Source organism: Flavobacterium sp. (assembly GCF_044357305.1).
Classification (GTDB): Bacteria; Bacteroidota; Bacteroidia; order Flavobacteriales; family Flavobacteriaceae; genus Flavobacterium.
In genome coordinates this window covers 91,728-117,850 of sequence record NZ_JBIKPS010000008.1, presented here as the reverse complement: position 1 = coordinate 117,850, position 26,123 = coordinate 91,728, and the positions used below count along the sequence as shown (strand labels likewise).

27 protein-coding genes and 1 pseudogene are annotated in these 26,123 nt (G+C 32.7%); 18 read left to right on the top strand and 10 right to left on the bottom strand.

The window, feature by feature from the left end; genetic code table 11:
* The 7 genes from ACIQ2J_RS07665 to ACIQ2J_RS07635 form a co-directional block, all read left to right on the top strand.
* The coding region (locus ACIQ2J_RS07665) for an L-threonylcarbamoyladenylate synthase (RefSeq protein ID WP_396168204.1) at positions 1-543 on the top strand (543 nt) is incomplete at its 5' end.
* 45 nt (positions 544-588) lie between these two features.
* The gene (locus ACIQ2J_RS07660) at positions 589-963 is read left to right on the top strand and encodes a GxxExxY protein (protein ID WP_396168202.1); all 375 of its coding nucleotides are present in this window, start codon (positions 589-591) and stop codon (positions 961-963) included.
* Between the two features lie 39 nt (positions 964-1,002).
* Positions 1,003-2,418 (top strand): CCA tRNA nucleotidyltransferase, encoded by a 1,416-nt coding sequence (locus ACIQ2J_RS07655; protein ID WP_396168198.1) that lies wholly within the window; start codon positions 1,003-1,005, stop codon positions 2,416-2,418.
* A 55-nt stretch (positions 2,419-2,473) separates the two neighbouring features.
* Positions 2,474-2,761, top strand: coding sequence for a hypothetical protein (locus ACIQ2J_RS07650; protein ID WP_396168195.1), 288 nt, complete (start codon positions 2,474-2,476; stop codon positions 2,759-2,761).
* Positions 2,737-3,042 (top strand): type II toxin-antitoxin system RelE/ParE family toxin, encoded by a 306-nt coding sequence (locus ACIQ2J_RS07645; protein ID WP_396168193.1) that lies wholly within the window; start codon positions 2,737-2,739, stop codon positions 3,040-3,042. The genes ACIQ2J_RS07650 and ACIQ2J_RS07645 overlap by 25 nt, the downstream gene beginning before the upstream one ends.
* 2 nt (positions 3,043-3,044) lie before the next feature.
* Positions 3,045-4,064, top strand: a complete 1,020-nt coding sequence (locus ACIQ2J_RS07640) for a COX15/CtaA family protein (RefSeq protein ID WP_396168191.1) — start codon at positions 3,045-3,047, stop codon at positions 4,062-4,064.
* A 93-nt stretch (positions 4,065-4,157) separates the two neighbouring features.
* Positions 4,158-4,922 (top strand): CDP-alcohol phosphatidyltransferase family protein, encoded by a 765-nt coding sequence (locus tag ACIQ2J_RS07635; RefSeq protein WP_396168189.1) that lies wholly within the window; start codon positions 4,158-4,160, stop codon positions 4,920-4,922.
* 33 nt (positions 4,923-4,955) lie between these two features.
* Here ACIQ2J_RS07635 and ACIQ2J_RS07630 read toward each other — a convergent pair whose 3' ends face one another.
* The 3 genes from ACIQ2J_RS07630 to ACIQ2J_RS07620 are packed head-to-tail and all read right to left on the bottom strand — an operon-like array spanning position 4,956 to position 7,574.
* The gene (locus ACIQ2J_RS07630) at positions 4,956-5,183 is read right to left on the bottom strand and encodes a hypothetical protein (protein WP_396168187.1); all 228 of its coding nucleotides are present in this window, start codon (positions 5,181-5,183) and stop codon (positions 4,956-4,958) included.
* 45 nt (positions 5,184-5,228) lie between these two features.
* Positions 5,229-6,134, bottom strand: coding sequence for a prohibitin family protein (locus tag ACIQ2J_RS07625; protein ID WP_396168185.1), 906 nt, complete (start codon positions 6,132-6,134; stop codon positions 5,229-5,231).
* 48 nt (positions 6,135-6,182) lie between these two features.
* On the bottom strand, positions 6,183-7,574 hold the full coding sequence (locus ACIQ2J_RS07620) for an MATE family efflux transporter (RefSeq protein ID WP_396168214.1): 1,392 nt from the start codon (positions 7,572-7,574) through the stop codon (positions 6,183-6,185).
* 295 nt (positions 7,575-7,869) lie between these two features.
* Here ACIQ2J_RS07620 and ACIQ2J_RS07615 point away from each other — a divergent pair, with 295 nt between their 5' ends.
* The 6 genes and pseudogenes from ACIQ2J_RS07615 to ACIQ2J_RS07590 all read left to right on the top strand — a co-directional run bounded on the left by ACIQ2J_RS07615 (position 7,870) and on the right by ACIQ2J_RS07590 (position 13,413).
* Complete coding sequence (locus ACIQ2J_RS07615) at positions 7,870-8,703, top strand: DUF6929 family protein (protein ID WP_396168182.1); 834 nt, start codon at positions 7,870-7,872, stop codon at positions 8,701-8,703.
* Between the two features lie 538 nt (positions 8,704-9,241).
* Entirely contained in the window at positions 9,242-11,428 is a 2,187-nt protein-coding gene (locus tag ACIQ2J_RS07610) for a TonB-dependent siderophore receptor (RefSeq protein ID WP_396168180.1), read from the top strand.
* 4 nt (positions 11,429-11,432) lie between these two features.
* Entirely contained in the window at positions 11,433-11,981 is a 549-nt protein-coding gene (locus tag ACIQ2J_RS07605; RefSeq protein ID WP_396168178.1) for a PepSY-associated TM helix domain-containing protein, read from the top strand.
* A gap of 93 nt (positions 11,982-12,074) precedes the next feature.
* The gene (locus ACIQ2J_RS07600) at positions 12,075-12,602 is read left to right on the top strand and encodes a hypothetical protein (RefSeq protein WP_396168176.1); all 528 of its coding nucleotides are present in this window, start codon (positions 12,075-12,077) and stop codon (positions 12,600-12,602) included.
* A gap of 270 nt (positions 12,603-12,872) precedes the next feature.
* Positions 12,873-13,121 carry a type II toxin-antitoxin system ParD family antitoxin gene (locus ACIQ2J_RS07595; protein ID WP_396168174.1) on the top strand — a complete coding sequence of 83 codons (249 nt, stop codon included), beginning with the start codon at positions 12,873-12,875 and terminating at the stop codon, positions 13,119-13,121.
* Positions 13,114-13,413 (top strand): annotated as a pseudogene (locus tag ACIQ2J_RS07590) (type II toxin-antitoxin system RelE/ParE family toxin). Before ACIQ2J_RS07595 ends, ACIQ2J_RS07590 begins: the two are co-directional and overlap by 8 nt.
* Before the next feature lie 234 nt (positions 13,414-13,647).
* Here the strand turns inward: ACIQ2J_RS07590 and ACIQ2J_RS07585 are convergent.
* From ACIQ2J_RS07585 to ACIQ2J_RS07575, 3 genes are read right to left on the bottom strand one after another with little or no spacing between them, the layout of a single operon-like run.
* On the bottom strand, positions 13,648-15,111 hold the full coding sequence (locus tag ACIQ2J_RS07585; RefSeq protein WP_396168172.1) for an aminoacyl-histidine dipeptidase: 1,464 nt from the start codon (positions 15,109-15,111) through the stop codon (positions 13,648-13,650).
* A gap of 35 nt (positions 15,112-15,146) precedes the next feature.
* On the bottom strand, positions 15,147-15,488 hold the full coding sequence (locus ACIQ2J_RS07580) for a DUF5615 family PIN-like protein (RefSeq protein WP_396168170.1): 342 nt from the start codon (positions 15,486-15,488) through the stop codon (positions 15,147-15,149).
* Positions 15,488-15,721 carry a DUF433 domain-containing protein gene (locus ACIQ2J_RS07575; RefSeq protein ID WP_396168168.1) on the bottom strand — a complete coding sequence of 78 codons (234 nt, stop codon included), beginning with the start codon at positions 15,719-15,721 and terminating at the stop codon, positions 15,488-15,490. Before ACIQ2J_RS07575 ends, ACIQ2J_RS07580 begins: the two co-directional genes overlap by 1 nt.
* 85 nt (positions 15,722-15,806) lie before the next feature.
* Here ACIQ2J_RS07575 and ACIQ2J_RS07570 point away from each other — a divergent pair, with 85 nt between their 5' ends.
* On the top strand, positions 15,807-16,871 hold the full coding sequence (locus tag ACIQ2J_RS07570; RefSeq protein WP_396168166.1) for a DUF3810 domain-containing protein: 1,065 nt from the start codon (positions 15,807-15,809) through the stop codon (positions 16,869-16,871).
* Positions 16,872-17,002: 131 nt separating this feature from the next.
* Here ACIQ2J_RS07570 and ACIQ2J_RS07565 read toward each other — a convergent pair whose 3' ends face one another.
* The gene (locus tag ACIQ2J_RS07565; RefSeq protein ID WP_396168164.1) at positions 17,003-18,307 is read right to left on the bottom strand and encodes an NAD(P)/FAD-dependent oxidoreductase; all 1,305 of its coding nucleotides are present in this window, start codon (positions 18,305-18,307) and stop codon (positions 17,003-17,005) included.
* A 280-nt stretch (positions 18,308-18,587) separates the two neighbouring features.
* Here ACIQ2J_RS07565 and rimO point away from each other — a divergent pair, with 280 nt between their 5' ends.
* Both rimO and ACIQ2J_RS07555 read left to right on the top strand, forming a co-directional pair.
* Complete coding sequence (rimO, locus tag ACIQ2J_RS07560; protein ID WP_396168161.1) at positions 18,588-19,889, top strand: 30S ribosomal protein S12 methylthiotransferase RimO; 1,302 nt, start codon at positions 18,588-18,590, stop codon at positions 19,887-19,889.
* A 43-nt stretch (positions 19,890-19,932) separates the two neighbouring features.
* Entirely contained in the window at positions 19,933-20,427 is a 495-nt protein-coding gene (locus tag ACIQ2J_RS07555; RefSeq protein ID WP_396168159.1) for a hypothetical protein, read from the top strand.
* A gap of 77 nt (positions 20,428-20,504) precedes the next feature.
* On the opposite strand, the gene ACIQ2J_RS07550 is transcribed toward ACIQ2J_RS07555, so the two are convergent.
* A complete protein-coding gene (locus ACIQ2J_RS07550) occupies positions 20,505-20,918 on the bottom strand; it encodes a DUF1573 domain-containing protein (RefSeq protein ID WP_396168156.1) in 414 nt (137 codons plus the stop codon).
* A 224-nt stretch (positions 20,919-21,142) separates the two neighbouring features.
* On the opposite strand from ACIQ2J_RS07550, the gene ACIQ2J_RS07545 reads away from it, so the two are divergent.
* Both ACIQ2J_RS07545 and ACIQ2J_RS07540 read left to right on the top strand, forming a co-directional pair.
* Positions 21,143-22,396, top strand: a complete 1,254-nt coding sequence (locus tag ACIQ2J_RS07545; protein WP_396168154.1) for a sensor histidine kinase — start codon at positions 21,143-21,145, stop codon at positions 22,394-22,396.
* An 18-nt stretch (positions 22,397-22,414) separates the two neighbouring features.
* The gene (locus ACIQ2J_RS07540; RefSeq protein WP_396168152.1) at positions 22,415-23,125 is read left to right on the top strand and encodes a response regulator transcription factor; all 711 of its coding nucleotides are present in this window, start codon (positions 22,415-22,417) and stop codon (positions 23,123-23,125) included.
* Here the strand turns inward: ACIQ2J_RS07540 and ACIQ2J_RS07535 are convergent.
* Positions 23,103-24,281, bottom strand: a complete 1,179-nt coding sequence (locus ACIQ2J_RS07535) for a LysM peptidoglycan-binding domain-containing protein (RefSeq protein WP_396168150.1) — start codon at positions 24,279-24,281, stop codon at positions 23,103-23,105. The genes ACIQ2J_RS07540 and ACIQ2J_RS07535 overlap by 23 nt on opposite strands.
* A gap of 185 nt (positions 24,282-24,466) precedes the next feature.
* Entirely contained in the window at positions 24,467-26,008 is a 1,542-nt protein-coding gene (locus ACIQ2J_RS07530; RefSeq protein ID WP_396168148.1) for an acyl-CoA carboxylase subunit beta, read from the bottom strand.
* Between the last annotated feature and the right edge of the window lie 115 nt (positions 26,009-26,123).

Here is a 26,123-nt window from a genome sequence, read left to right as displayed (position 1 = left end):
GGAATTATTCTTTATCCTACGGATACCGTATGGGGAATTGGCTGCGATGCTACTAATGAAGAGGCTGTTGCCAAAATTTACGCCTTAAAACAGCGTTCCGATTCTAAAAGCATGATTGTCTTGATGAATGGCGACAAAATGATGTATAATGTTTTTAAGGAAATTCCAGATTTAGCATGGGAAATATGGGATTTATCGAATCCAAATGATGATGAACTAGAGAAACAAAAAGCAACCACTTTAATATTGGATAACCCAAGAAATGTGGCTGCCAATTTAATAGCAGAAGATAAAACGCTAGGAGTTAGAATTGTTAAAGAGCCATTTTGCTTCAAACTGATGGAACGCATGAAACGACCTTTAGTTTCAACTTCGGCCAATATTTCTGGCATGTTTGCTCCTAAAACTTTTAAAGAAATTACTCCCGAAATTATAAAAGGTGTAGACTATGTAGTAAATTTGCAGCAGGATAAAGTTTGTAAAAACCCATCGACGATAATAAAATTGTCTTTAGATAATCAAGTTAAAGTTATACGAAAATAATTTTTATAGCCACTGATTCACAGATTAATAAAAATAAATTATAAAATGTCAGAATATTTATACAAAGATGATACTTATAAAATTATTGGAGCTTTAATCGAAGTTCATAAAAATCTAGGAAAAGGGTTCTCAGAAATTGTTTATAAAGACGCATTTGAATATGAACTAAATAAGATTAATTTCTCTTTTGAAAGAGAGAAAGAATATTTAGTTCATTATAAAGATGTTATTTTGAATCATAAATTTTATGCAGATTTTGTTGTTTTGGATAAAATAATAATTGAAATAAAATCAACAGAAGGATTACATGAAAAACATATTTCACAATGCTTAAATTATTTGCATGTTTCAGGACATAGACTTGCCATTTTAGTAAATTTTAATAAAACCTCACTTGAATATAAAAGAATTATCAAATAACATTAGGATAATCTGTGAATCTGTGGCTACAAAAAAACAATGAACTATACTAGAGCACTAAACAACCCCATATTTAAAATCATTGCACAGGCAAGTCAAGAACTTAACATGGATAGTTATGTAATTGGCGGTTTTGTTCGCGATTTTTTACTGCAACGCGATTTTAAAAAGGACATTGATATTGTTGCCATTGGATCTGGAATTGATTTGGCTTTAAAAGTGTCTGAATTACTTCCTAACAAACCAAAAGTTCAGGTTTTTAAGAATTATGGAACAGCCATGCTTCGTTATAAAGAAATAGATATAGAGTTTGTTGGCGCAAGAAAAGAAAGTTACAACCAAGAAAGTCGCAACCCAATTGTAGAAAACGGAACTCTAGAAGACGACCAAAATCGACGAGATTTTACTATCAATGCTTTGGCTTTTTCATTGAATTTAAATAATTACGGAGACTTAGTAGATCCGTTTGATGGCTTAGCCGATTTAGAAAATAAAATTCTCAAAACTCCTTTAAATCCTGATATTACTTATTCCGATGATCCTTTGCGGATGCTTCGCGGAATTCGATTTGCGACCCAATTGAATTTTGAAATTGAAGCCGAATCATTAACGGCAATTGAACGCAATAAAGAACGTATCAACATCATTTCTGGCGAACGAATTGTAGATGAATTGAATAAAATTCTTTCTACAGATAAACCGTCTATTGGATTTTTACATTTATACAAAACTGGCCTTTTAGATATTATTCTTCCTGAATTAACGGCTTTAAATAATGTAGAAGAAATTGAAGGACATACCCACAAAAACAACTTTTACCACACTTTAGAAGTTGTGGATAATATTTGCCCTAATACAGAAGATGTTTGGTTGCGTTGGTCTGCTCTATTGCATGATATTGGGAAAGCACCTACCAAAAAATTCTCTAAAAAACAAGGTTGGACCTTTCACGGACATGAGTTTTTGGGAGGTAAAATGGCTAAAAGAATCTTCGAACGCTTGCACATGCCCTTAAATAACAAGTTAAAATTTGTACAGAAAATGGTCATGATGAGCTCCAGACCAATTGTTTTAGCTCAAGATATTGTTACCGATTCGGCAGTGCGTCGTTTGGTATTTGATGCTGGCGAAGATGTAGATGATTTAATGACTTTATGTGAAGCCGATATTACTACCAAAAATCCTGCAAAATTCAAGAAATACCATAACAATTTTGATGTCGTTCGTAAGAAAATAATTGAAGTAGAAGAACGGGATCATGTTCGCCAATTTCAACCACCAATTTCGGGAGAACAAATCATGGAACTCTTTAATTTAAAGCCTTCTCGAGAAATTGGGATGCTAAAAGAAGCCGTAAAAGAAGCAATTCTAGATGGTAAAATTCCGAATGAATACCAAGCGGCTTATGAATTTGTTTTGAAACGGGCTGAGAAATTGGGATTACAAAAAGTTTAACTATTGTTTTTTTCTTGTAGATGAAAAAATTTATAATTTTATAAAAAATTAGATTATGAATATAGCAGAACTAAAATTAGAATTGATTAGAAAAATCATTGCTACGAATGATTTAACTATTTTGATGAAAATTGAAGCCGAATTAAACAATATTCAACAAACAATTCATGAGGTAAATGAACCACCAACTACTTATATTAAAACCGAAAAAGTTCTAATTCTAAATGAATGGCAGCAAGCTAGAATTGATATTTCTTTAAAACAAATTGAGAATGGGGATTTTATTTCGCATGAGGAAGATCAATTAGAATTAGAAAAATGGTTTCAAGAGCAAGAAAAATAATTTGGACTTCATTTGCTAGGAAAACTAGAAATTCTATTTTTGAATATTGGAATATTAGGAACAAATCAAAAGTTTACAGTAAAAAACTTAATATTTATTTCACTGAAACAATAGAAAGAATTGCTATTAACCCAGAAGCATCTATTGCTACAAATGCCGAAAATATCAGAGCTGTTTTAGTTCGAGATTATTATCTAATTTTTGAAATTAATAAATTCAAAATAAAGGTTCTAGACATTTGGGACACAAGACAAAATCCCCAAAATTTTCCAATAAAATAAAAATGAAACAAAATAAATCTGTAATAATCTGGCTGTTATCTGGCTGTTTTTTAGTGTTTGTAATGGTAGTAGTTGGAGGCATCACACGACTAACCAATTCCGGACTTTCCATGACCGATTGGCATTTGTTAACCGATACTTTCCCTCCTTTAACGGAAGCCGCTTGGCAACAAGAATTTGATGCTTACAAACAATTTCCAGAATACAAATTAGTCAATATTCATAATGACTTTCAACTTGCCGATTATCAATTTATTTATTTTTGGGAATGGTTCCACCGATTTATTGGTAGAATAATAGGGTTAGTTTTCATAATTCCATTCGTGTATTTTTTGATAAAGAAAAAATTAGATGGCGAAACCCTAAAAAAATGTGGCATCCTTTTAGGAATGGGAGCTTTTCAAGGGTTTTTAGGTTGGTTTATGGTAAAAAGTGGTTTGGTAAACAATCCCGATGTGAGTCATTTTCGTCTTTCTTTACACTTAACTTTTGCCTTTATTACTTTTGCTTATACACTTTGGGTGGCATTGGATTTAATTTATCCAGCTAAACGCGAAGTTATAATTCCATTAAAAAAATTAGCCCGAATTACCCTAGCTTTTTTGCTTTTTCAAATAATTTACGGAGGATTTGTTGCTGGTTTAGATGCAGGATTTATCCATAATCATTGGCCATTAATGAGTGATGGACAATTTTTTCACGAAAGTATTTTGATAGAAAAAGATTCTTGGTTGTTACGATTTACCGAAGGAAAAAGTGGCGTTCAATTTGTACACCGAACTATTGCTTATGTAGTGGTAGCTTTGATTTTATTTTTGTTTTTCAAAAGTAAAAAACACTCCCTTTCTAAAGAACAAAAAAACGGATTGAACGCCTTAGTTTTTCTGGTATTTTTGCAATTCATTCTTGGGATTTTAACATTATTATATAGCGTTCCTATGTGGTTGGGTGTTACACACCAAGCCATGGCGTTCTTTTTATTGGCAGCAATGACTTATTCGTTACATCGATTATCCAAATAAATTATTAAAAACCAAACCACAACCCACGGTTTATTCCGTGGGCAATTGAAAAATCCAAGACTATATTGTCACAATTCTACTTACCTACATTAAATGTCTAAACTTGCAACCGAAGATAAATTTCTAGACCTATCCGACTACGGAAGACCTTTTGGAAGATTTCTTGCAAACCAACTTAAAAATACACGCTTCACCCCTATTCATGTTACAATTCTCTTTGGAATTACTGGCTTGGTAGCTATTTACTGTATTGTAACCAATCACTTTTTATTGGCTGGATTTTTTATAGTTTTAAAATCTGGAATCGATGCTGCCGATGGCGAGTTGGCTCGATTAAAAAATACACCTTCTTATGTTGGAAGATATTTAGACAGCGTATTTGATATTATTCTGAATTTTTTATTTCTGATAGCAATATGCTATGTTTCTAAAACCACAATTTGGCTGAGTATTCTGGCTTTTATCGGAATTCAATTGCAAGGAACTTTGTACAATTATTACTATGTAATTTTGAGAACAAAATCGGTTGGTGGAGATACCACTAGTAAGATATTTGAATACAAATCGCCAAGAGCTTTACCTGGCGAAACACAAAAATCAGTAGATATTTTGTTTAAAATTTACACCATTGTCTATGGCGGATTTGATAAAATAATTCACCTCTTAGACCCTGAAGCCTATAAAGTAAAAACCTTCCCAAATTGGTTTATGACACTACTTTCACTTTATGGCTTAGGCTTTCAATTATTAATTATTGCAGTAATGCTACCTTTAGGATGGATAGAATTCATTGTGACTTTCTTCATAGCATATACAGCATTAATTTTTGTACTGATTGGAATAAGAAAAATGCTTTAACCTATTTATTTTTGCAAAATTTAACTATCGCAACTACTCTTCAAAAAGTTTCATTTCTTTATCGTAAAACTCTCCTGCAAGGGTAATTAAATGCTCCATTTCGGCTTCTAATTCGGTTTCATCTTCTCCTTCTAAATCTTCTAGAAACTCAACTTCATCGTCTTTTAAATTGATTAAAAAACGAGGGAAATCAAGGTGTATGATGAAAATATCTTCTGGAAAATCAGAATTATCTGCTATAACAAATTTTGGTAATATCATAATTAGTTTAGGGTTTAATAGTTTCTATTGTAGCAAATTTACTTTTTATTTATCGGATAAAATAACCGAGCCATTGTTTTTCCCCATGAAAATAATTTTGGTATTTGGGGAAGCCGCTAACTCTTTTTGGGCTTTTATTTGCTCGTATTGTAATTGTTTATCGGTCAGATTTACCGAAATAATTCTTTGGTAATCAGCAATACCTTGCGCTTCTACTCGTTTACGTTCGGCTTCTTGTTTTTCTTTTTGTAAAACAAATTGCATTTTTTGAGCATCTTGTTCAGCATTAATTTTACTTTCAATTGATGCTTTTACTGAAGTTGGAAGATTGATGTTTCTAATCAACAATTGCTCTAAAACCAAACCTCTTTTCTTAAAATCGTCTTCAATAGATTTGAAAATTCTTTGTTGGAATTCGTTTCTTTTGGTAGAGTACAAAGCTACTGCATCATAATAAACAGCATTGTCCCGAATACGCGTTCTAGTTATTGGACGTACAATCTTATCAATATAATTTTCTCCAATTCCTTTAAGGATTTTTGGTGCATCTCCAGGTAAAACACGATACAAAACGGTTAAGTCAATTACAACCTCTAGCCCATCGTTAGACAAAACTCGAATGGCATCATCTCCTTCTTGAGCACCCTCTGAGTGCACTGCCGACATGGTATAGTTTTGAGTTTGGGTATCAAAAATTGTAATATCCAATAAAGGATTTATCACATGCAAACCACTTTCTAATACATCGGGTTGTACATTTCCGTACAATGATTTTACGCCTACTTTTCCGGCATCTATTTGTTTGAACATGGATGAAAATACGCCCAATGCAATAACCAAAAACCCAACAATTCGGATGGATCCCGAAAATTTAGATAAAGGATTAGCATTGTCCTTTAAAGTTATACCCGTTACAACCAAAATAATTCCAAGAATAATTAATAGTATCATTTATTAAATGTTTTAATTTATAGGTTATACGTAGGTTTTGAATAATTGTTACAAAACAGGTAGTTCTGGATTTTCAACTATCAATTTTTTGGTTAAATAATGGAATCGGATAAATAGGAAAACTGCCGCTGCGGTTAATCCGGCAAGTAATCCAATCCAAACACCAACTGCTTTTAGTTCCGTATATTCGCCAAGATAATAGGATATTGGAAAACCAATAACCCAATAGGCCACAAAAGTAATGTACATAGGTATTTTCACATCTTGCAATCCGCGTAAAGCGCCTAAAACTACTACCTGAATTCCATCCGAAATTTGAAAAACGGCTGCCACCAAAAGTAATTTTGCTGCGATAGTAACCACTTCTTGGTTGTCTAAAAGTTGTGTAGTATCGCTCATGTCTAAAAATAACGGAGGTACTATTTGATGTAAAAGAATAAACAATAAAGCAAAAACAATTTCAATAAGAATTGCCAATAAAAAAATGGAACGAGCCACCACCACCAGGTTTTTATAATCTTGCAATCCTTTTTGATTACTCACTCGAATCATAGAAACCACACTTAATCCCATAGCAAACATGAAGGTCATTGAGGCCAAACTCAGCGCGATTTGATTGGCAGCCTGACTGGTTTTACCAATGTTGCCACAAAGCCAAATTCCTGCTGTAAATAAAACCACTTCAAATAGCATTTGCATAGCAGAAGGAATTCCTAACCTTACAATTTTGCGGATGGTTTCTTTTTTGATTTCGGCAAAACTAAAGTTTTGAAAATACGTTTTCAATTGTTCTTGTCGCGATAATATTATATGCATAAAAACTACCATTGCAATTCTGGAGATAACCGTACCTAGTCCTGCACCAAGAATTCCCATTTTAGGAAAAATCCAAAAACCATAAATTAAAAAATAGTTCACAATTACATGCAAAATATTCGCCATAACAATAGCATACATCGAGTATTTAGTCATTGATAAGCCATCGGCAAACTGCTTGTATCCTTGGTAAATTATTAGCGGCACTAAAGAAAATCCCACCCAGTCTAAATAGGGTTTTGCCAAAGCAATTACCTCTTTAGGTTGGTGCAGCATTTCCATTATGGGTTTACCTAACACAATTAATCCGAAAAGTGCAAAGCCCAAAATAACGCATAAAAACAATCCATTATGAAAAACCGAACGAATTTTATCGGTATTTTTTTCGGCATCGGCTTCCCCAACAATTGGAGTTATTGCTGTTGAAAAACCTATTCCTAAAGACAGTGCCACAAAAACCATACTGTTTCCAAGAGAAACTGCGGCCAACTCAGTAGAACCAAGTTTTCCAACCATGATATTGTCTACAATCATAATTAAGGTATGCCCTAACATACCCAAAATTACGGGATATGCCAACTGCATATTGTATCGAAACTCTTTAGTATACTGGGATAAATTCACGGTGCGTTTTTTCAATTAGCAAAAGTAAGGAATTCAATGGCATTAGCAATGGCAAAAATCAATTGCAAGGATAAAAATCAAAATTAAACATTAACTTTTGGTATTGATTATTAATCTAATTCTGTTTATAAAACTAAAAATAGTATTTTTGAGGAGCAATTCCCGCTTTAAACTGCAATCTTTTCTTTTTTTAAAGAAAAAAAAGAAAAGGATTTCCGTTGCAAATGGAATTCATCGAACTCCTTTAAAAATTAATTTAATGTGAGATAATCAGGCTAAACTTATCGGCAAACTTATGGAAAAACTCCAACTTTCGTTTTTATTTAAAATCATTGGTCTTGGTTCGGCCTCCGGATTAATCTACCACAACAATACTATCTTAGCAATTGGCGACAACAGCACCTATTTGTATGAATACCATATAGATTCTGCAAAACTAGACCGCCATCCATTGACAGACAATGCCCAAGAAAACATTCCAAAAAAGCAAAAACAAGATCTTGAAGCTATCACAAAATACCAAGACAGCCTCTATATTTTTGGTTCTGGTTCTACCGAAAACAGAACTAAAATGCTGCAAGTAGATACCACTTCCAAAAAAGTTCTTGCTGCCAATGATGTTTCCGATTTGTACCTTGCCCTACAATCTTTTGGTGAAATAAAACCCGAAGATTTTAATTTGGAAGGCGCAATTTACAATGGCGAAAATTGGTTTCTTTTCAATCGTGGCAATGGGAAAAATCATAAAAATGTTGTTTTCACCATCACAGGTAAAAACTTCACTACTGATTTCCGAATTTTATCCAACGCGTACAAACTCCCAAAAATAAAGGGAGTGCGAACTAGTTTTACCGATGCAGTTTTAGTAGAAGACAAAATATATTTCATAGCCACTGCCGAAAATACAGAATCTACTTATGATGATGGCGAAATTCTTGGAAGCATTATTGGCCGGATAGATATTAATACCATGCAATTAGATTTCACTAAAAAAATAGAAGGTAATTATAAATTAGAAGGCATAACTCTTTTCCAAAAAACCAAAGATTCTATTGTGTTTTTGGTATGTGAGGATAAAGACACCGATGTTTTGGAATCTAGTATCTACAAACTAATTGTAAAAAATTAACTTTACAACTAATAACAAACTAAACATTATTTAGAAAAAATGCGATGCAAAAAGTTAAAATAGTAACCTATTTCGAGTGAGCGCTGATGAAAATTGTAACTAAGTTATGATAATGCAACAAAAAATAACTTAAATGTAATATGTTTTAAACTTTAATATAAATTTAAGACTTTTGCATTTAAGTTATTTCTATATTTGGAGTATAAAAGGTTTACAATTAGCCGAAAGGCGAAATATATTATTAATAAAAAATAAAGCTGTCTCCTAATTTAAATTGAGACAGCTTTTATTTTACTTTTATTTTACTTTTATTTTGATTTTCATCCAAAAAAAGGCCCTTTGAATATTTAATTTTTGGAATTTAATAATAAAACAGCTCAATTTGTATTTAAAACTTGCTCCACGGCAAGTTTTTTCCGTTTGTATTAATAACAAAATCAACTTCTTAAAAATATTATTCATATTAAGTCTAAATAAACTTTGTGAATTAAAAATGACTATATATATTTGCATAATTATTTTTATTAAATCTAAATAAATGATAAATTATTTTTACTATTCTGCTTTAGCCCTCAGTATGACTGCACAAAGTTTCGCACAAGAAATCAAAAACACGAACAACCTTTATGCGATAAATGATACTATAAAAAATAAAAAAGGGAAAATTCTTAATGAAGTTATCATTTTAACGAAGCAAAAAAACGAAGCAACTGTTACCCGTTCCGGAATTAAACCAATGGATTTACCACAAAGCATTCAAGAAATTGGAAGTGAAGTGATTGAACAACAACAATCCATAAGACTAAGCGATGTGATAAAAAATGCCAATGGAGTTTATGTTGGTTCCGCTCGTGGTGGTGCTCAAGAATCTTTTTGGTCACGAGGTTATGATATGTCTGCAAACAATATGTTTAAAAATGGCTTCCGATTTAATAGTGGTTCTATTCCAGAAGTTGCTTCATTGGAAAAAGTGGAAATTTTAAAAGGAAGTTCGGCACTTTTATATGGCAATGTTGCACCTGGTGGAATTTTGAATATGGTTACCAAAACTCCTTCTTTCAAGAAAGGTTTAGAAATAAGCCTGCAAGCCGGTAGTTATAATTTTTATAAACCGTCTATAGATTTTTACGGTCCATTGAGTCGAAGCATTGCATATCGTTTTATTGGAACCTATGAAAACTCAGAAAGTTTTAGGGATGTGGTAAAAAAAGAACGCTATTATGTAAATCCATCTTTTCTTTTTAAGGTTACTAATAAAACCGAAATAATTCTTCAAGGTGATTACCTAAATGATGATTGGACACCCGATTTTGGTACAGGATCCATTGGACAAAACGTGGTAGATCTTCCAAGAAACACCTATTTAGGTGCAAAATGGTCCAACGGAAATACGAAACAAGCAACTGTTTCGGCATTAGTAAACTATCAATTTAATGCCAAATGGAAATTGAATTTTAATAGTTCGTACCAGAATTACAATAGAACATCTGAAGGAACCGAGCGTGTCTTACCTGCTACAAATGGAGATTGGAGCAGACCATTAGGAAAAAACAAAGCGGTAGAAGAAATTTACAGCCAACAAATAAGTCTTCAAGGAAATGTAACTACAGGTAAAATGAAACACCAATTATTTACCGGAATGGATGTTGAAAATTCCTATGCAGATGCTTATACTTTTGTCTTTAATCCTGCCAATTACGATTTAATCAATATCTTTAATTTAGATTTATATCCTCAAGGAACAGCAATTCCGCAAGCAACAAATACCAAAATCGTAAAAACAGAAACCAATAGATATGGCGTTTATGCGCAAGATTTAATTTCGTTAACCAATAAATTCAAAGTTTTGGCAGGAATTCGATATTCTATTCAAGAAACGAAACCTGTCACTTATGATTTGATTGGTTCTGCTATTGTAGAGGAAACGATTAGAAACGATCGTGCTTTTTCTCCAAAAGTTGGGTTAATTTACCAACCTACCAAAAGCATTTCCTTATTTACTAGTTATTCGAACTCCTTCAACCCAAATACAGGCATAACCATTTTAAATGAAGCGATAAAACCATCTATTATCGATCAATATGAAGTTGGTGTAAAAAAAGAATTTTGGAATGGAAATTTATGTACTAATGTAACTATTTATCAAATAATTAATAGTAACTTGGCTCAAACGGCTGAATTTAATGCAAATGGCACAATCAATACTAATACCAACGTGAAAACATTAAGTGGAGAAACGACAAGCAAGGGTATTGAATTTGACATCATAGTTAAACCAACAGAAGCTTTGAATATTATGGCTGGATATAGTTATAACGACATGAGATTTACAAAAACTTCTGGTTTGAACGGAAGTTTTATTGAAGGTGACCGAGTTGCAAGAACTCCAGCAAATACAGCTAACTTAAGTTTCTTTTACACTTTACAATCTGGTGTTTTCAAAGGTTTATCTGTTGGAGCAATTGGAAATTACATTGGAACTAGAGTTGCTGGCTGGAACAATCAATACGATAATACAAAACCTGAGGGAATTTGGGAAAGAGAAATTCCATTGAAAGGCTACACCACTATTGATTTTTCTTTAGGATATATCTGGAAAAAGTTTTCATTGTTATGTAAATTGTCCAATAGTACTAACGAATTGAATTACACGGTTCATGAAAACTATAGTGTTAATCCTATAGCACCAAGACAAGTAATAACCTCACTAAAATATAAATTTTAAAACCATGATTTCACCATTAAAAGCAAGAAACCTTCACCGAGATTTAGGTTATTTCTACATCGGATTAATTATTTCGTTTGCCTTTTCAGGAATTTTGATGAACCACCGCGATAGTTGGCATCCAGAAAAATATACTGTAGAAACTAAAGCTATTTCGGTTAAACTTCCTGCTGAAGAAAACATAAATGAAAAATATGCCGAAGAGCTAGGCAAAACTTTAGGAATTGAGGATAAAATACGTCGTCACAATATAAAAAAAGGGACATTCAAAATTTCGTTTGAAAAACACGATGTAGAAATTGACCTAAAAACTGGTAAAGGCGAAATTGTATCTTTTAAGAAAACACCCATCATCAGTCAAGCCATGAAATTGCACAAAACAACTTCCAACTGGTGGATTTATTATTCGGATGTTTTTGGATTATCCTTAATAACCATTGCCTTAACGGGTGTCTTTATGATTCCTGCAGGAAAATTTACTTTCAAAAAACGAGGCTGGAAATTGGCTTTGGCAGGAATAATTATTCCGTTGCTGGTTTTGTTGTTTGTATAAAAAAACTTTTGACGATTCATAAAATATTTTTTATATTTTTGATAAAGCGTTACAAATTAGCGCATATCTGAGAGTTACTACACATTTAAAAAAATGATAGCTATTATAATTTTCATATTAATAATTATTGGCTTCAACTTAATTCCAGGGTTGACAAAAAAAAGATTTCCAAAAACGGAAAAACTAATCGAAAGCTTATTAATTTATATAACAATTACTTTTCTAATTCTGATGGTATTATCATTTAACGGAATAAAACTGAAAGGAATATACTCAAACTTAATAGTTGGACTTATTTTTATTCTAACAAGCCTTCTATATTTTGCAATTAATAAAAATACAACTCAAAAGGTAATTTCGATTGTAGTTTTAATTCCATTAATTTTATGTAGTTTTTATTTTCAATTTTGTTACGAAAATTTAGGGCGGTATAAAGTAAATGATGATGCAGATATAGTAGTAAGTCGTGAAGGCTTTTTAGCTTGTGGAGAAATTATACGATTGACAACATCTAAATTTATAATATTTGACAAAGAACTAATTTATGATAGTAATAAATGTTTAAGAGGAATCTATAAAGTTGAAACCGTCGAATTTAATAAAAAAAGGCTAAATTTTTAATTTATCATAAAGGAGAATTGGATTCTGAAAACCCTTATAATTAAGAAATTGAAAATAAAAACGTGTGGTAACCGCCATTTTGAGCTAGCTGGAATTTAGTGGAATTACCGTTCCGCATCACGATTTCGTTTAGCCGAAAATTGAGCGGTTATGAACTTCAAGTCATCTAAAATTGGCATAACGTTAACTAAAATTTTACATCCACAAAAAATCAAAATTTTCTTTGATTGTTACCAAATATTGGTAACTTTACAAATAAATAATAAAATTATGGGACGCAATACATCAGTTTCACTAGGAAACCATTTTGAAAATTTTGTCGATAGCAGAGTTTCGGAAGGTAGATTCAAAAACGCAAGCGAAGTTATTCGAGCTGGATTGAGATTATTGGAAGAAGAAGAGAGTAAAATTATTGCTCTGAAAAATGCTATAAACGAGGGAATTGAAAGCGGAATAGCAAAAAATTTTGATCCAAAAAAACATCTTGAATTGCTAAAAGCCAAAAAAAGAAATGGCTAAATATATCCTAACCAACAAAGCTGTTGACGATTTAACCAAAATTTGGGATTACACATATGAAGTTTGGTCGGAAAATCAAGCTGACAAATATTATTATGAACTTCTATAAGATTGTCAAACATTAGCTGACAATCAAAACTACGGAAAAAACTATGACGAGATTAGCCTTGAAATTTTTGGTTATAAATCTGGTCAACATATAATATTTTACAGAAAGCTGAGCGAGAAAGAAATTGAAATTACGAGATTTTTACATTCTCGTATGGATTTGAAAAATAGAATTCAAGAATAAAACCTGAAGTTAGCAACACTCCCATAAAATGGCGAGGCTCGGAATTTATTTAAAATGGAAAGGTTTTAATTTAAAGTTTTAATTATTGGTCTTGGTTCATCTCCACTACTAAAACTGCGAAACGTTAAAAAATAACTCAAAAGTTGTTTATGGCTACTCGCCTTTTTGAAAGTATAAATCAAAAAAAATCCCGCTGAAGAGCGGGATTTAATTTTTAACATTTTTTTTATTTTCTTAATTCTTAACCGGAATATTCTCTAAAATTTCCAATACAAATTTCCAGAATTTTTGGGAAGAAGAAATACATGCTCTTTCATCTGGGCTGTGTGCACCGTGAATGGTTGGTCCGAAAGAAATCATGTCCATATCTGGGTAATTAGTCCCTAGAATTCCACATTCTAATCCTGCGTGACAAGCAGCAACGTTTGGTTTAGTTCCATTTTGTTTTTCATAAATAGTAACCAAAAGGTCTAATATTTCGGAATTTACATTTGGAGTCCATCCTGGATAACTTCCTGCTAGAGTTACTTCGCAACCAAACAATTCGTATGCCGAACGCAACGCATTTGCTAAATCAAATTTAGAACTTTCTACAGACGAACGCGTTAAATTTTGAATGGTGATTTCACCCTCTTTTACAATTACACGGGCAATATTATTAGAAGTTTCTACCAAATCTTTAATATCAGCAGTCATCCTGTATACACCATTGTGCGCAGCATAAATTCCGCGAAGTAAACCTTCTTGAACACCTAAATCCATCACTTTACTAGGTAAATCGCTTTTAACGATTTCAACAGTTAAGTTAGGTTCCATTGTTTTGAATTCGGTTTGGATATCGCTAATCATTTCTTGCATATCAAACACAAAAGCCTCGTCATACATCGAGGCTACAATTACTTTGGCATTGCTTTCGCGAGGAATAGCATTACGCAAACTTCCACCTGAAATTTCAGCAATTTGAAGACCAAAATTTTCGAAACCGTCAAACAATAAACGGTTCATGATTTTGTTGGCATTACCCAATCCTTTGTGAATATCCATTCCAGAGTGTCCGCCATTCAAGCCTTTAACGGTAATGGTATATCCAACAGATCCTTCAGGAGTTTCTTCTTCATTATAACTTCTGTTGGCTGTTACATCAATTCCACCTGCGCAACCAATTCCTATTTCGTCGTCTTCTTCGGTATCCATATTTAAAAGGATTTCTCCTTTTAAGATTCCTCCTTTTAGGTTTAAAGCACCAGTCATTCCAGTTTCTTCATCGATAGTAAAAAGTGCATCGATAGCCGGATGTTTAATTTCTTTCGATTCTAGAATTGCCATCATCATCGCTACTCCAAGTCCGTTATCGGCACCAAGAGTGGTTCCGCGCGCACGAACCCAGTCGCCATCCACATACATATCAATTCCTTGGGTATCAAAATCGAAATTGGTATCGTTGTTTTTCTGACAAACCATATCCAAATGTCCTTGAAGTACAATTGGCTTGCGATTTTCCATTCCTGGAGTTGCTGGTTTTCGTATTATTACGTTACGAATTTCATCTTCAAATGTTTCTAATCCTAGACTGTTTCCAAAGTTTTTCATAAACTCAATTACTCGATCTTCTTTTTTAGAAGGACGAGGCACCGCGTTTAAATCGGCAAATTTGTTCCAAAGTGCTTTGGGTTCTAGGTTTCTAATTTCTTGGCTCATTGTATATTTAGTTTGTTATTGTATTTTATTTATAATTATTCAATTCCTTCAATTCTATCTGTAAAAACATTTACTAATTTATGTTCTTTATTCATTTCAACAACTTCATTCCAAACCTTATTGATAGTATCAAAAAATGGTTTCATTTTCATATTCCCAAAACGAATATGAATTACTCTTGGAGGAGGAATACTCAACATAATTTTGTTGGAAAAATCGGAATCTTTTGAAATAATAGTAAGGTTGTTTTCTTTAGCAAAAAGCCAAATTTGTTCATCGGTCCATTCATCATTGATATCCTTTTGATGAATGAAAGCAGAAGTATTCCAAAGTGAAAAATAGTAAGGTAAATTAGCGTCAATCAAAAAACTAGCCATTAAGCAACTGTTTTAATTGTGTAATTTCTATTCATTAATTGGGAAGCAAATTTCAAACAAGCAGTAATATCTTCCTCTTCAATAGAAGGGTATTGTTTTAAAATTTCATCTTTAGATTCGCCTGCGCTTAAAAATTCTAAAATAGTTTGCACGGTAATTCTTTTACCACGAATAGTAGGTTTTCCGTTGCAAATTTTATCGTCAATGGTAATTCTATCGGTAACATATTCCATAATAATGAATTTTAGAATCACAAATTTACAAAAAAAGAAGCACGAGTTCTTTATTTATAAGTATTTTTATGGCAAATTTAATAGTTTGAAACGCAAATATATCCTTACTTTATTTCTATTAGTTCAGATAGTATTTCTGAAAATCCTTGCCTTTTTTCCTGAAATGGTGGAAAAATTTTACAGCAACGGATTGTATGTGGTGCTTTCTAAAATTTCTCGGACAGTTATAGGAAAAGTTCCTTTTTCTGTTGGAGATATCCTTTACGGATTGGTAATTGTGTATGTGCTTAATTCTATTTGGAAAACTAGAAAAACTTGGAAGTTAAACTGGAAAAACAATGTGTTAAAGGTTACTAGTTTCCTATCGGTTGCCTATTTTCTATTTCATTTGCTGTGGGCTTTTAATTATTATAGAGTACCACTTTTTGAAAAAATGAATATTGAACGGGACTATTCGGATGCCGATTTGGAAGTTTTTACCGAAAAATTAATTACTAAAACCAACGCCATTCAATTGGAACTTACGCATAACCGAAATTTAAAAGTCATAAATCCAAATTCACAGGATTCGGTTTTGGTTAAGGCACAAAATGGTTATACTGCTTTAGCAAAAGAATATGCTTTTTTTAATTATGAAATTTCGAGTAAGAAGAAATCGTTATTGAGTTTGCCTTTAACCTATATGGGATTTGCCGGTTATTTGAATCCGTTTACCAATGAAGCGCAAGTGAATGCTAAACTGCCAATGGTGAGTTTTCCGAACGTGGTTTGTCATGAAATGGCACACCAAATTGGCTATGCCAGTGAAAGTGAATGTAATTTTATTGGATTTTTGGCAGGGATAAAAAACAACGATTTGTATTTTCAATATTCGGCGTATAGCAATGCGTTGCGGTATTGCATGATGAATATTGCAATGGAAGATGAGTCGAAATTTAATACTTTAAAAACAAAAATCAATCCTGGGATTATTAAAAATTATAAAGAAAGTGATGCTTTTTGGAAACAATACGACACCTTTATTGATAAAGGCTTTCACACTTTTTACGATCAATTCTTAAAAATGAATCAGCAAAAAGATGGTATGGAGGGGTATAGCAAATTTGTGGATTTATTAGTTAATTACTATAAGGAGGGTTCTAGGTTCTAGGTTCTAGGTTCTAGGTTCTAGGTTTTGGGTTTACCTATTTTCCTGCAAGGTCTTTTTTTGACCTTGTAGGTATAAAACACATGAAAATCTTAAACCTACAAGGTTTTTAAAACCTTGTAGGACTTGAAACCTTAAACTTCATCACTTGTAAACGTGGTAAAACTTTTCTTTTTAAATGGTCTAACAATCAATCTTCCTTCGCGATCAAAACGAATGTAATTGTACACCCAATTTAGAAAAACTACGGCTCTGTTTTTAAATCCGATTAAGGAAAAGAGATGGACGAACATCCATACAAACCAGGCGAAAACGCCACTAAAATGATAGTGAGGCAAATCAACCACTGCTAAATTTCTACCAATGGTTGCCATAGAACCTTTGTCATTGTATTCAAATGGTTTCATGGGTTTGTTGTTAATACATTTAACCAGATTTTCGGCTAATAAATTACCTTGTTGCATAGCCGGTTGCGCCATCATGGGATGTCCTTGAGGGTATTTTTCAGATTCCATATAAGCAATATCACCCAACGCAAAGATGTTATTGTAACCAACTACTTGATTGAATGGATTTACTCGAATACGTTCTGCTCGTTCTACAAGTGATTTTGCATCCAAACCGTGGACAATTGCACCTTGTACTCCGGCAGTCCAAATTACGGTTGCGGTTTCAAAAGTTAAATCGGAATTGGTTGTTATAGTGCGTCCGTCGTAATTGGTAACGCGAACGTTTTTCCAAATGGTAACGCCTAAATTATTTAGAAATTTTTCAGCTGCAAGGGAGGATTTTTCGCTCATGGTATTGAGCACTCTATCGCCACTTTGAACCAAATTAATCTCCATTTTAGAAATATCTAAATCGGGATAATCCTTTTGCAAAATGGCTTTCTTCATTTCAGCAAGTGCACCAGCAAGTTCCACTCCTGTTGGTCCTGCCCCTACTAATACAAAATTAATTAGGGAATTTCTGTCGGCTTCATCTTTAGTTAAAACCGCTTGTTCAAAATTTTCTAGAATTAAACTTCTAATGTTTAGCGATTGTGGAATGGTTTTCATTGACATGACATTGCGTTCAATTTCTTTATTTCCAAAAAAATTGGTTTTGGAACCTGTTGCAATGACTAGGTAATCGTAATGTAAATCGCCAATTTCGGCAATTACTTTTTGATTTACAGTATCAATTTCTTTTACCGAAGTTAGACGAAAATAGAAATCTTTGTATTCTTGAATTACTTTTCTGATGGGATAAGCTATAGAACCTGCTTCTAAACCGCCGGTGGCAACTTGGTATAAAAGGGGTTGAAAGTTGTGGTAATTGTGTTTGTCTAAAAGTACCACTTGAAGATTTTTATTTCGGAGTTTTTTGGCTAAGGCAAGTCCGCCAAATCCGGCTCCAATAATAACTACACGAGGAATGGTTAATTGTGGAATGTTCATTTTGAGATGCTATTATTCTTAACCATAAAGTTGCAATCTTTTTTTTAATAATTTTCTAGATTTAACATAACCTTATTTTGAATTGAAATTTCTCTCTAAATGTTTACAGTTTTAGCCCCGGTTGTAGTGGAAATCCTTTTTCAACTCCGACAGAGTTTTTTAACTCTGTCTGAGTTGAAAAAGATTGGAACGGAAAACGGGAATTGCCTTTACTAAAATGCCCTAAAGTTTCGCTTCTTAAAATAAATAACGTAATTTTGCATCCCAATTAAATAAAGGTATGAGAACCAAATCGGTAAAGAAAAATAAAATCAATGTAATTACGCTTGGCTGTTCTAAAAACACTTACGATAGTGAGGTGTTGATGGGGCAATTGAAAGCTAGTGGTAAGGATGTTGTGCACGAGCAGGAAGGGAATATTGTAGTGATTAATACGTGTGGTTTTATTGATAATGCGAAAGCAGAATCAGTGAATACTATTTTGGAATATGCCGATAAAAAGGCGCGCGGAATTGTAGATAAAGTTTTTGTAACTGGTTGTTTATCGGAACGATATCGCCCAGATTTAGAAAAGGAAATTCCGAATGTGGATCAGTATTTTGGGACTACTGAATTGCCTCTTTTATTGAAAGCTCTTGGTGCCGATTACAAACACGAGTTGCTTGGAGAACGATTGACCACTACTCCGAAAAATTATGCTTATTTGAAAATTGCCGAAGGTTGTGATAGACCTTGTAGTTTTTGTGCTATTCCGTTAATGCGCGGTAAGCACGTTTCGCAAACTATTGAAAAATTAGTAAAAGAATCTGAAGGTTTGGCTAAAAATGGCGTTAAAGAATTGATTCTTATCGCTCAGGATTTGACTTATTACGGTTTGGATATTTATAAAAAACGTAATCTTGCCGAATTACTTGAAAACTTAGTGAAAGTAGAAGGTATTGAGTGGATTCGTTTGCATTACGCCTTCCCTACTGGTTTTCCGATGGATGTTTTGGAATTGATGCGCAACGAACCTAAGATTTGCAATTATATTGATATTCCGTTGCAACATATTTCAGATAAAATTTTGAAATCGATGAAACGTGGAACTACCAAAGAAAAAACTACTAAATTATTGAAAGATTTTCGAGCAGCAGTTCCTGGAATGACCATAAGAACTACTTTGATTGTGGGTTATCCTGGTGAAACGCAAGAAGATTTTGAAATTATGCGCGACTGGGTACAGGAAATGAAATTTGAACGTTTGGGTTGTTTTACTTATTCGCATGAAGAAAATACTGGCGCTTTTGCTTTAGTAGATGATGTTCCTGAGGAGGTGAAAAAAGCGCGTGCTGCTGAAATTATGGATTTGCAATCGCAGATTTCTTGGGATTTGAATCAGGAAAAAATTGGGCGTACTTTTAAATGTGTTATCGATCGAAAAGAAGGCGAACACTTTATTGGAAGAACCGAATTTGATAGCCCCGATGTGGATAATGAAGTGTTAATTGATGCTTCCAAATTCTATGTAAAGACTGGTGATTTTGTTAATGTAAAAATTACAGATGCTACTGAATATGATTTATACGGAGAACCTGTTTAATTATTAATTTTTTATTATTTTTATATCTTTAAAAAAACTAAAAATGAAAACATTACAATTTTACTTATTTATTGGACTTTTTGTTTTTACATGTACTACATCAATTGCTCAATATGGTAATGGTGGAATGTATGGAGGTAGTGGAATGAATCGTGGCATGGGCGGTGGGATGAACGGAATGAACAACCAAGGCATGGGTAACAGAAATTCTACCACTAAAAGTCCGGAAGATATTGAAAAAGAAAGAACTGAAAATCTTAATAAAAGCATTGAAAAACTTACTAAAGACTTGAGTTTAGATGATCTTCAAGTTATTGTTATTAGAAAAGAAATTGAAGCAAGTTCAAAGAGTATTTATGCTGTAATGAAAGCAGAAAGTTCTAATGAAGATAAAATAAAAGAAGTAGATGCAATTAACGAAAAAACCGATAGAACAATAAATACTTTTCTTAATGCCGAACAAAAAGCCAAGTATAAAAAATATATTGATGACAGGAAAGAACGAATGGAAAAATACAGAATGTCGAATAGAAATTAATATTTTTTCTATGAAATTAAAAAACTCCTAATCTTAATTGTTTAGGAGTTTTTTTTGTTGAAACAACCTTTTATTATTTATGCTTTGGCAACCACCGTTCCTTTAAAAGTCAAAACTTTTGGAGTTTCTTCTGCACTGGATGTAACGGTAACTGTTTTGGTAAAAACACCCATATTTGCTGCATTATAAGTTGCTTTTATTATGGCAGTTTTTCCCGGAGCAATAGCTTCTTTAGTATAATCGGTTGCTGTACAACCACAAGAACCATGAACAGTAGTTATTTTAACTGCGGTTTTACCTGTATTTTTAAATTCAAATTCAATTAGTTTTGGAGTCCCTTGGGGAATTTGTCCAACATCAATAGTTTCAATTTTCCAAGAAATTGGAGAGGTAATAACTGTTTTTACAGTAGTATTTTTGTGATTTGGAACCACTGAAAAAGACATTAAACCTAAAGTTAATGCCAAGATTGAAATTTTTAAATTTTTCATAATTTTGATTTTTTTTAATTACTATTCGTTTATTGATTGTGTTCACCGATTGGAACAATACAAAAGTAAATCAATACCAACTACACCTTTGTTAAGCGGTATCCAATGTTTGTTAACGACTTGTTAATGGCTTAATTTTAAACTTTTTTTTAGTAATATTACATGGTGAAATTACAATAACTATCTTAAATTAATGACTAGATTTATTTGTGCCACGCAAAAACATGAAAACTAAAAAACTCAACATTATAATTGTTTTAGGACTTGTAGCAACTATAGGAATCTTAATTGCACAATTATTATGGACTAAAGAAGCTTTTAATTTAGAGGAGAAAAAGTTTTCTCAAAAAACGCATATTGCTTTATTGGAAGTAGTTAAAAAACTGTATCAAGGAACTAATAGTGAATTACCCTCTGAAAATCCTATTAAGAAAATTGCTAATGATTATTATATTGTAAATGTTGAAAATGATTTTGAACCAAAAATTCTAGAATACTATCTAAAAACAGAATTCGCAAAATTCAATATCACCACCGATTTTGAATATGCAATGTACAACTGTCAAAGTGACGAAATGGTCTATGGCAACTACATTTCTTTTACCGAGAAATCGCCAGAAAAAAGAACGGTTTATTTTCCTAAGCATAAAAATCTTGTTTATTATTTTGCCGTTCGTTTTCCAAACGAAATCACTTACCTATTTAGTTCTTTACGGTTTTGGTTCGTTCTTTCATTTGCATTAATCGTAATTTTATTGGTATATGTTTATTCGATTTACACTATTATCCAACAAAAAAAATATTCCGAATTGCAACGGGATTTTATCAATAACATGACACATGAATTTAAAACGCCTTTATCCTCTATCCTACTCGCTTCTAATTATTTGAACAAACAAAAACCAATTATAGAGGATACTAAACTAAAAAAATATACCGAAATTATAATCCACCAAAGCACTAAATTAAACAGTCATATTGAACAGATTTTAAATATTGCAAAATCGGATAATACGCCCATGAAAATGGATTTGAAAGAAATTTCAATAGTTCCGATTCTAAAAGAGGTGGTGGAAAATATGCAATTAAAACATCCTAATTTATATGTGAAAATTAATGCTATTAAAGACATTACCATTCAAGCAGATGCATTTCATTTTACAAATATTGTGTATAATTTATTGGATAATTCAATTAAATATTGCGATGTAAATCCTCAAATAACAATCAGTCTAAAAGAAGAAAATAGTCTAATAAAAATTGAATTTAGTGATAATGGTATTGGAATTTCTGATAAAAATTTAAGTTTTATATTTGATAAATTTTATAGAATTCCGAGTACCAAGAGCAATGAAATTAATGGTTTCGGACTAGGTTTATATTATGTGAAAAAGATTTGTACCCAACACAATTGGAAACTATTTGCTAGTAATAATAAAGAAAATGGAATCACAATTTCTATTGTTATTCCAAGTTAATGAGGCAAAATTAAACCTATGATAAAATATAAAATTCTTTATGCCGAAGACGATGAAACCCTTGCGTTTCTTACTAAAGACAATTTAGAGCAGTTCTATAATGTGACTCATTGTTCGGATGGAAATTCAACATTAGAAACCTTTAAAAAGGATAATTTTGACGTTTGTATTTTGGACATTATGATGCCAAAAATGGATGGTTTTGAACTTGCCGAAAACATTCGTAAAGAAAACACTGAAGTTCCAATACTTTTTTTATCGGCAAAAACTTTGAAAGAAGACCGAATTAAAGGGTTACGCCTTGGTGCCGACGATTATTTGGTAAAGCCATTTAGCATTGAGGAATTAGTGCTTAAAATTGAAATATTTTTAAAACGTTCCAAAAAGAGCAACACTCCAAATACCAACTATACTGTTGGCAAATACCAATTTGACAGTAAAAATTATTTAGTGTTTACCGATACTGAAAAAATATCGTTAACCCAACGCGAATCTGACTTACTAAAGTTTTTCTTAGACAATAAAAATATAGTACTAAAACGAGAAGAAATCTTAAAATCACTTTGGGGTGACGATGATTATTTTATGGGAAGAAGTTTGGATGTATTTATTTCGCGCTTACGCAAAATTCTAGCAACTGAAAAAGGAATATCTATTGAAAATCTTCATGGAATAGGTTTTAAATTCAATGTTGATCCAACTCAATTTATTCCGACAAAACCCTATTAACTTGTACAAAAGTTCTAGAATAATAGGATTCGTTTAGAGAAGAAACTATAACACCCGAACCGGTTGAGGAATGAATGAATTTTATTACTCCGTCAACCACTTCGGTAACCATTCCTACATGGCTTACTCTTCGCCCACCAAAAGTGGCGAAAAATATTAAATCTCCTTTTTGGGCTTGTGATCGGTTAATTCTTATTCCGTAATTAGCCATTTCTTGGGAGGACCTTGGCAAAGTCATGTCTACATTTTGAAACGTTGCAAACATCAAGCCCGAACAATCGTATCCAGCACTTGTAGTGCCTCCACTTCGATAACGAGTACCTAAATGTTCGGATGCTTTTCGAATTAAATAATCAGCTTTAATTGCATTTCCCGCAGGTATATCTTTTACTTCCTCTTCTTCTTTAGGAAGGTTTGTAATAAAATCTTTGGTTTCTTCGGGAGCTTTATGCACTCCTTTTTTAATCATCAATAAGTAATCAACTGGAAGTCCGTTTTCAATACCTGGATTTAATTTTTCAATATCAGCAATTGAAACACCATATTTTTTAGAAATGCCATATAATGTTTCTTTGGCAAGCACTTTATGCACCACATTGGTAATAGAAACTATTGCATCATTTTGATTAACCGCATTAGCATCTTTATTACTTTGAATAACAGCCTCCTTATTTGGAAATTTCAACTTAGCCCCCTTCTTTAAATTGCTAGTTTTTAACTCTGGGTTTAGCTCACAGATAGCCTCCATCGTTATTCCATATTGTTTAGAAAGGCTATATAAAGTTTCTTTAGACTGCACAATATGTGTAATTGTAACATCCGCAGGATCTACACACACTTCATGTATTTCTTTAACAACTGGAGTAATTTCTTTTTTCTTATTTTTTTCTGCAAGCAGTTCTTTCTTGTCTTTTTTAGAAGGCTTTTCTTTTTCTTTATTTTTTTTATTCGGAATGCGAAGCTCTTGATTCAATTGTAATAAGGCACCTTTTGTTTTCGGATTTAATTCGTAAATATCTTTTTCACTAACACCATATTTAATAGCTAAACCCAATATAGATTCACCTGATTTTATCTTATGTTTAATTACTTTTTGCGAAAAAGAAGATATACTAAAAAAAAGACTCAATACTAAAATTAAATGGATGCGTTTCATGGTACTATTTTATTCTAAAGTACTACTGAGTACTTTTTAAGGAGGTACAAATTACGAAAAAAAACAGGCTTTAAGTAGGTTTTTTAACTTAATTTTAATTTAAACACTTGGAATTCGGTGGTATTAAAGAATGGAAAAACCGTCACATTTTGCAATAAGACGGTTTTTCAATTTATAAAAAGTTATTACAACGGAATGTTTCCGTGTTTTCTTTTTGGAGTATCTACTACTTTATTTTCTAGCATACTAAATGCTTTAAGTAATTTTCTTCGGGTATCGTGTGGCAAAATTACCTCATCGATAAATCCGCGTTGTGCTGCAGTATAAGGATTGGCAAATAACTCGGCATACTCTGCTTCTTTTTCTAACAATTTTGCTGTTGGATCAGTTGCTTCGCTAATTTCTTTTTTGAAGATAATTTCCGAAGCACCTTTGGCTCCCATAACAGCAATTTCTGCACTTGGCCAAGCAAAATTCATGTCAGCACCAATGTGCTTGGAGTTCATTACATCATACGCTCCACCATAGGCTTTACGAGTAATAACGGTAACTCTGGGCACAGTTGCTTCGCTAAAAGCATATAATAGTTTGGCTCCATGAACAATAATTCCGTTCCATTCTTGGTCGGTTCCTGGTAAGAAACCTGGTACATCCTCTAGAACCAATAACGGAATGTTGAAACAATCGCAAAAACGAACGAAACGTGCTGCTTTTATAGAACTTTTCACATCCAAACAACCTGCCAAAAATTTAGGATTGTTAGCCACAATCCCGATACTTCTTCCTCCTAAACGAGCAAATCCTACAATGATATTTTCTGCAAAATCTTTATGAATTTCAAAGAAGGAATCTTCGTCGATAATATTTTCAATAACATCGTGCATGTCGTAAGGTTTATTAGCATTATCTGGAACGATAGTATCTAATTTAGCCCGAACTTCATCTTTGGTTACATACGGTAATTTTGGAGTAGTTTCTCTATTATTTTGAGGCATGTAACTCAATAACTTTTTTATGTCTTCCAAACATTCGATTCCGTTAGGAGAAGTAATATGTGCCACTCCAGACTTGGTGGAATGCGTGCTAGCACCACCCAACTCTTCCGAAGTTACTTCTTCGTTGGTAACGGTTTTAACCACGTTCGGACCAGTAACAAACATATAACTATTGCCTTCTACCATCATCGTAAAATCGGTCATGGCAGGAGAATAAACCGCTCCACCAGCGCAGGGCCCCATGATAGCAGATATTTGTGGAATCACTCCACTAGATTGTACGTTTCTGTAAAAAATATCGGCATAACCTCCTAGTGAACGAACCCCTTCTTGAATACGTGCACCACCTGAATCGTTCAATCCAATCATTGGAGCTCCGCTTTTAAGAGCCATATCCATCACTTTGCAAATTTTTTCAGCGTGGGTTTCGGATAAGGAACCTCCAAAAATGGTAAAATCTTGTGCAAAAACATATACCACTCTACCGTTAATTGTGCCGTAACCTGTAACCACACCATCGCCATAATAGATTTCTTTTTCCATTCCAAAATCGGTAGTTCGGTGGGTAACCAACATCCCTATTTCTTCAAAAGAACCTTCATCCATTAAATATTCTACACGCTCACGAGCCGTTAATTTCTTTTTGGCATGGTGGGATGCTATTCGTTTTTCACCCCCACCTAATTTGGCAAGAGCAATTTTATCGTTTAATATTTTAATTTTATCTTCCATTTTTTTTCTTTTAAGAAAAAAGAAAATAGAGAAAAGAAAAAAGACTCTAAAATCGTTACATCACGTCTTTTTTCTTTATTCTTTATTCTATATTCTTTATTCTATTATCTCTTTT

Coding starts and splice junctions, on each gene's coding strand:
- ACIQ2J_RS07605 (WP_396168178.1), top strand. CDS start 11,433: ATGATTTCACCATTAAAAGCAAGAAACCTTCACCGAGATTTAGGTTAT.
- ACIQ2J_RS07660 (WP_396168202.1), top strand. CDS start 589: ATGTCAGAATATTTATACAAAGATGATACTTATAAAATTATTGGAGCT.
- ACIQ2J_RS07600 (WP_396168176.1), top strand. CDS start 12,075: ATGATAGCTATTATAATTTTCATATTAATAATTATTGGCTTCAACTTA.
- ACIQ2J_RS07540 (WP_396168152.1), top strand. CDS start 22,415: ATGATAAAATATAAAATTCTTTATGCCGAAGACGATGAAACCCTTGCG.
- ACIQ2J_RS07615 (WP_396168182.1), top strand. CDS start 7,870: ATGGAAAAACTCCAACTTTCGTTTTTATTTAAAATCATTGGTCTTGGT.
- ACIQ2J_RS07635 (WP_396168189.1), top strand. CDS start 4,158: ATGTCTAAACTTGCAACCGAAGATAAATTTCTAGACCTATCCGACTAC.
- ACIQ2J_RS07580 (WP_396168170.1), bottom strand. CDS start 15,488: ATGGCTAGTTTTTTGATTGACGCTAATTTACCTTACTATTTTTCACTT.
- ACIQ2J_RS07550 (WP_396168156.1), bottom strand. CDS start 20,918: ATGAAAAATTTAAAAATTTCAATCTTGGCATTAACTTTAGGTTTAATG.
- ACIQ2J_RS07625 (WP_396168185.1), bottom strand. CDS start 6,134: ATGATACTATTAATTATTCTTGGAATTATTTTGGTTGTAACGGGTATA.
- ACIQ2J_RS07655 (WP_396168198.1), top strand. CDS start 1,003: ATGAACTATACTAGAGCACTAAACAACCCCATATTTAAAATCATTGCA.
- ACIQ2J_RS07645 (WP_396168193.1), top strand. CDS start 2,737: ATGGTTTCAAGAGCAAGAAAAATAATTTGGACTTCATTTGCTAGGAAA.
- ACIQ2J_RS07545 (WP_396168154.1), top strand. CDS start 21,143: ATGAAAACTAAAAAACTCAACATTATAATTGTTTTAGGACTTGTAGCA.
- ACIQ2J_RS07565 (WP_396168164.1), bottom strand. CDS start 18,307: ATGAACATTCCACAATTAACCATTCCTCGTGTAGTTATTATTGGAGCC.
- ACIQ2J_RS07535 (WP_396168150.1), bottom strand. CDS start 24,281: ATGAAACGCATCCATTTAATTTTAGTATTGAGTCTTTTTTTTAGTATA.
- ACIQ2J_RS07585 (WP_396168172.1), bottom strand. CDS start 15,111: ATGAGCCAAGAAATTAGAAACCTAGAACCCAAAGCACTTTGGAACAAA.
- ACIQ2J_RS07595 (WP_396168174.1), top strand. CDS start 12,873: ATGGGACGCAATACATCAGTTTCACTAGGAAACCATTTTGAAAATTTT.
- rimO (WP_396168161.1), top strand. CDS start 18,588: ATGAGAACCAAATCGGTAAAGAAAAATAAAATCAATGTAATTACGCTT.
- ACIQ2J_RS07610 (WP_396168180.1), top strand. CDS start 9,242: ATGATAAATTATTTTTACTATTCTGCTTTAGCCCTCAGTATGACTGCA.
- ACIQ2J_RS07630 (WP_396168187.1), bottom strand. CDS start 5,183: ATGATATTACCAAAATTTGTTATAGCAGATAATTCTGATTTTCCAGAA.
- ACIQ2J_RS07650 (WP_396168195.1), top strand. CDS start 2,474: ATGAATATAGCAGAACTAAAATTAGAATTGATTAGAAAAATCATTGCT.
- ACIQ2J_RS07555 (WP_396168159.1), top strand. CDS start 19,933: ATGAAAACATTACAATTTTACTTATTTATTGGACTTTTTGTTTTTACA.
- ACIQ2J_RS07575 (WP_396168168.1), bottom strand. CDS start 15,721: ATGGAATATGTTACCGATAGAATTACCATTGACGATAAAATTTGCAAC.
- ACIQ2J_RS07640 (WP_396168191.1), top strand. CDS start 3,045: ATGAAACAAAATAAATCTGTAATAATCTGGCTGTTATCTGGCTGTTTT.
- ACIQ2J_RS07530 (WP_396168148.1), bottom strand. CDS start 26,008: ATGGAAGATAAAATTAAAATATTAAACGATAAAATTGCTCTTGCCAAA.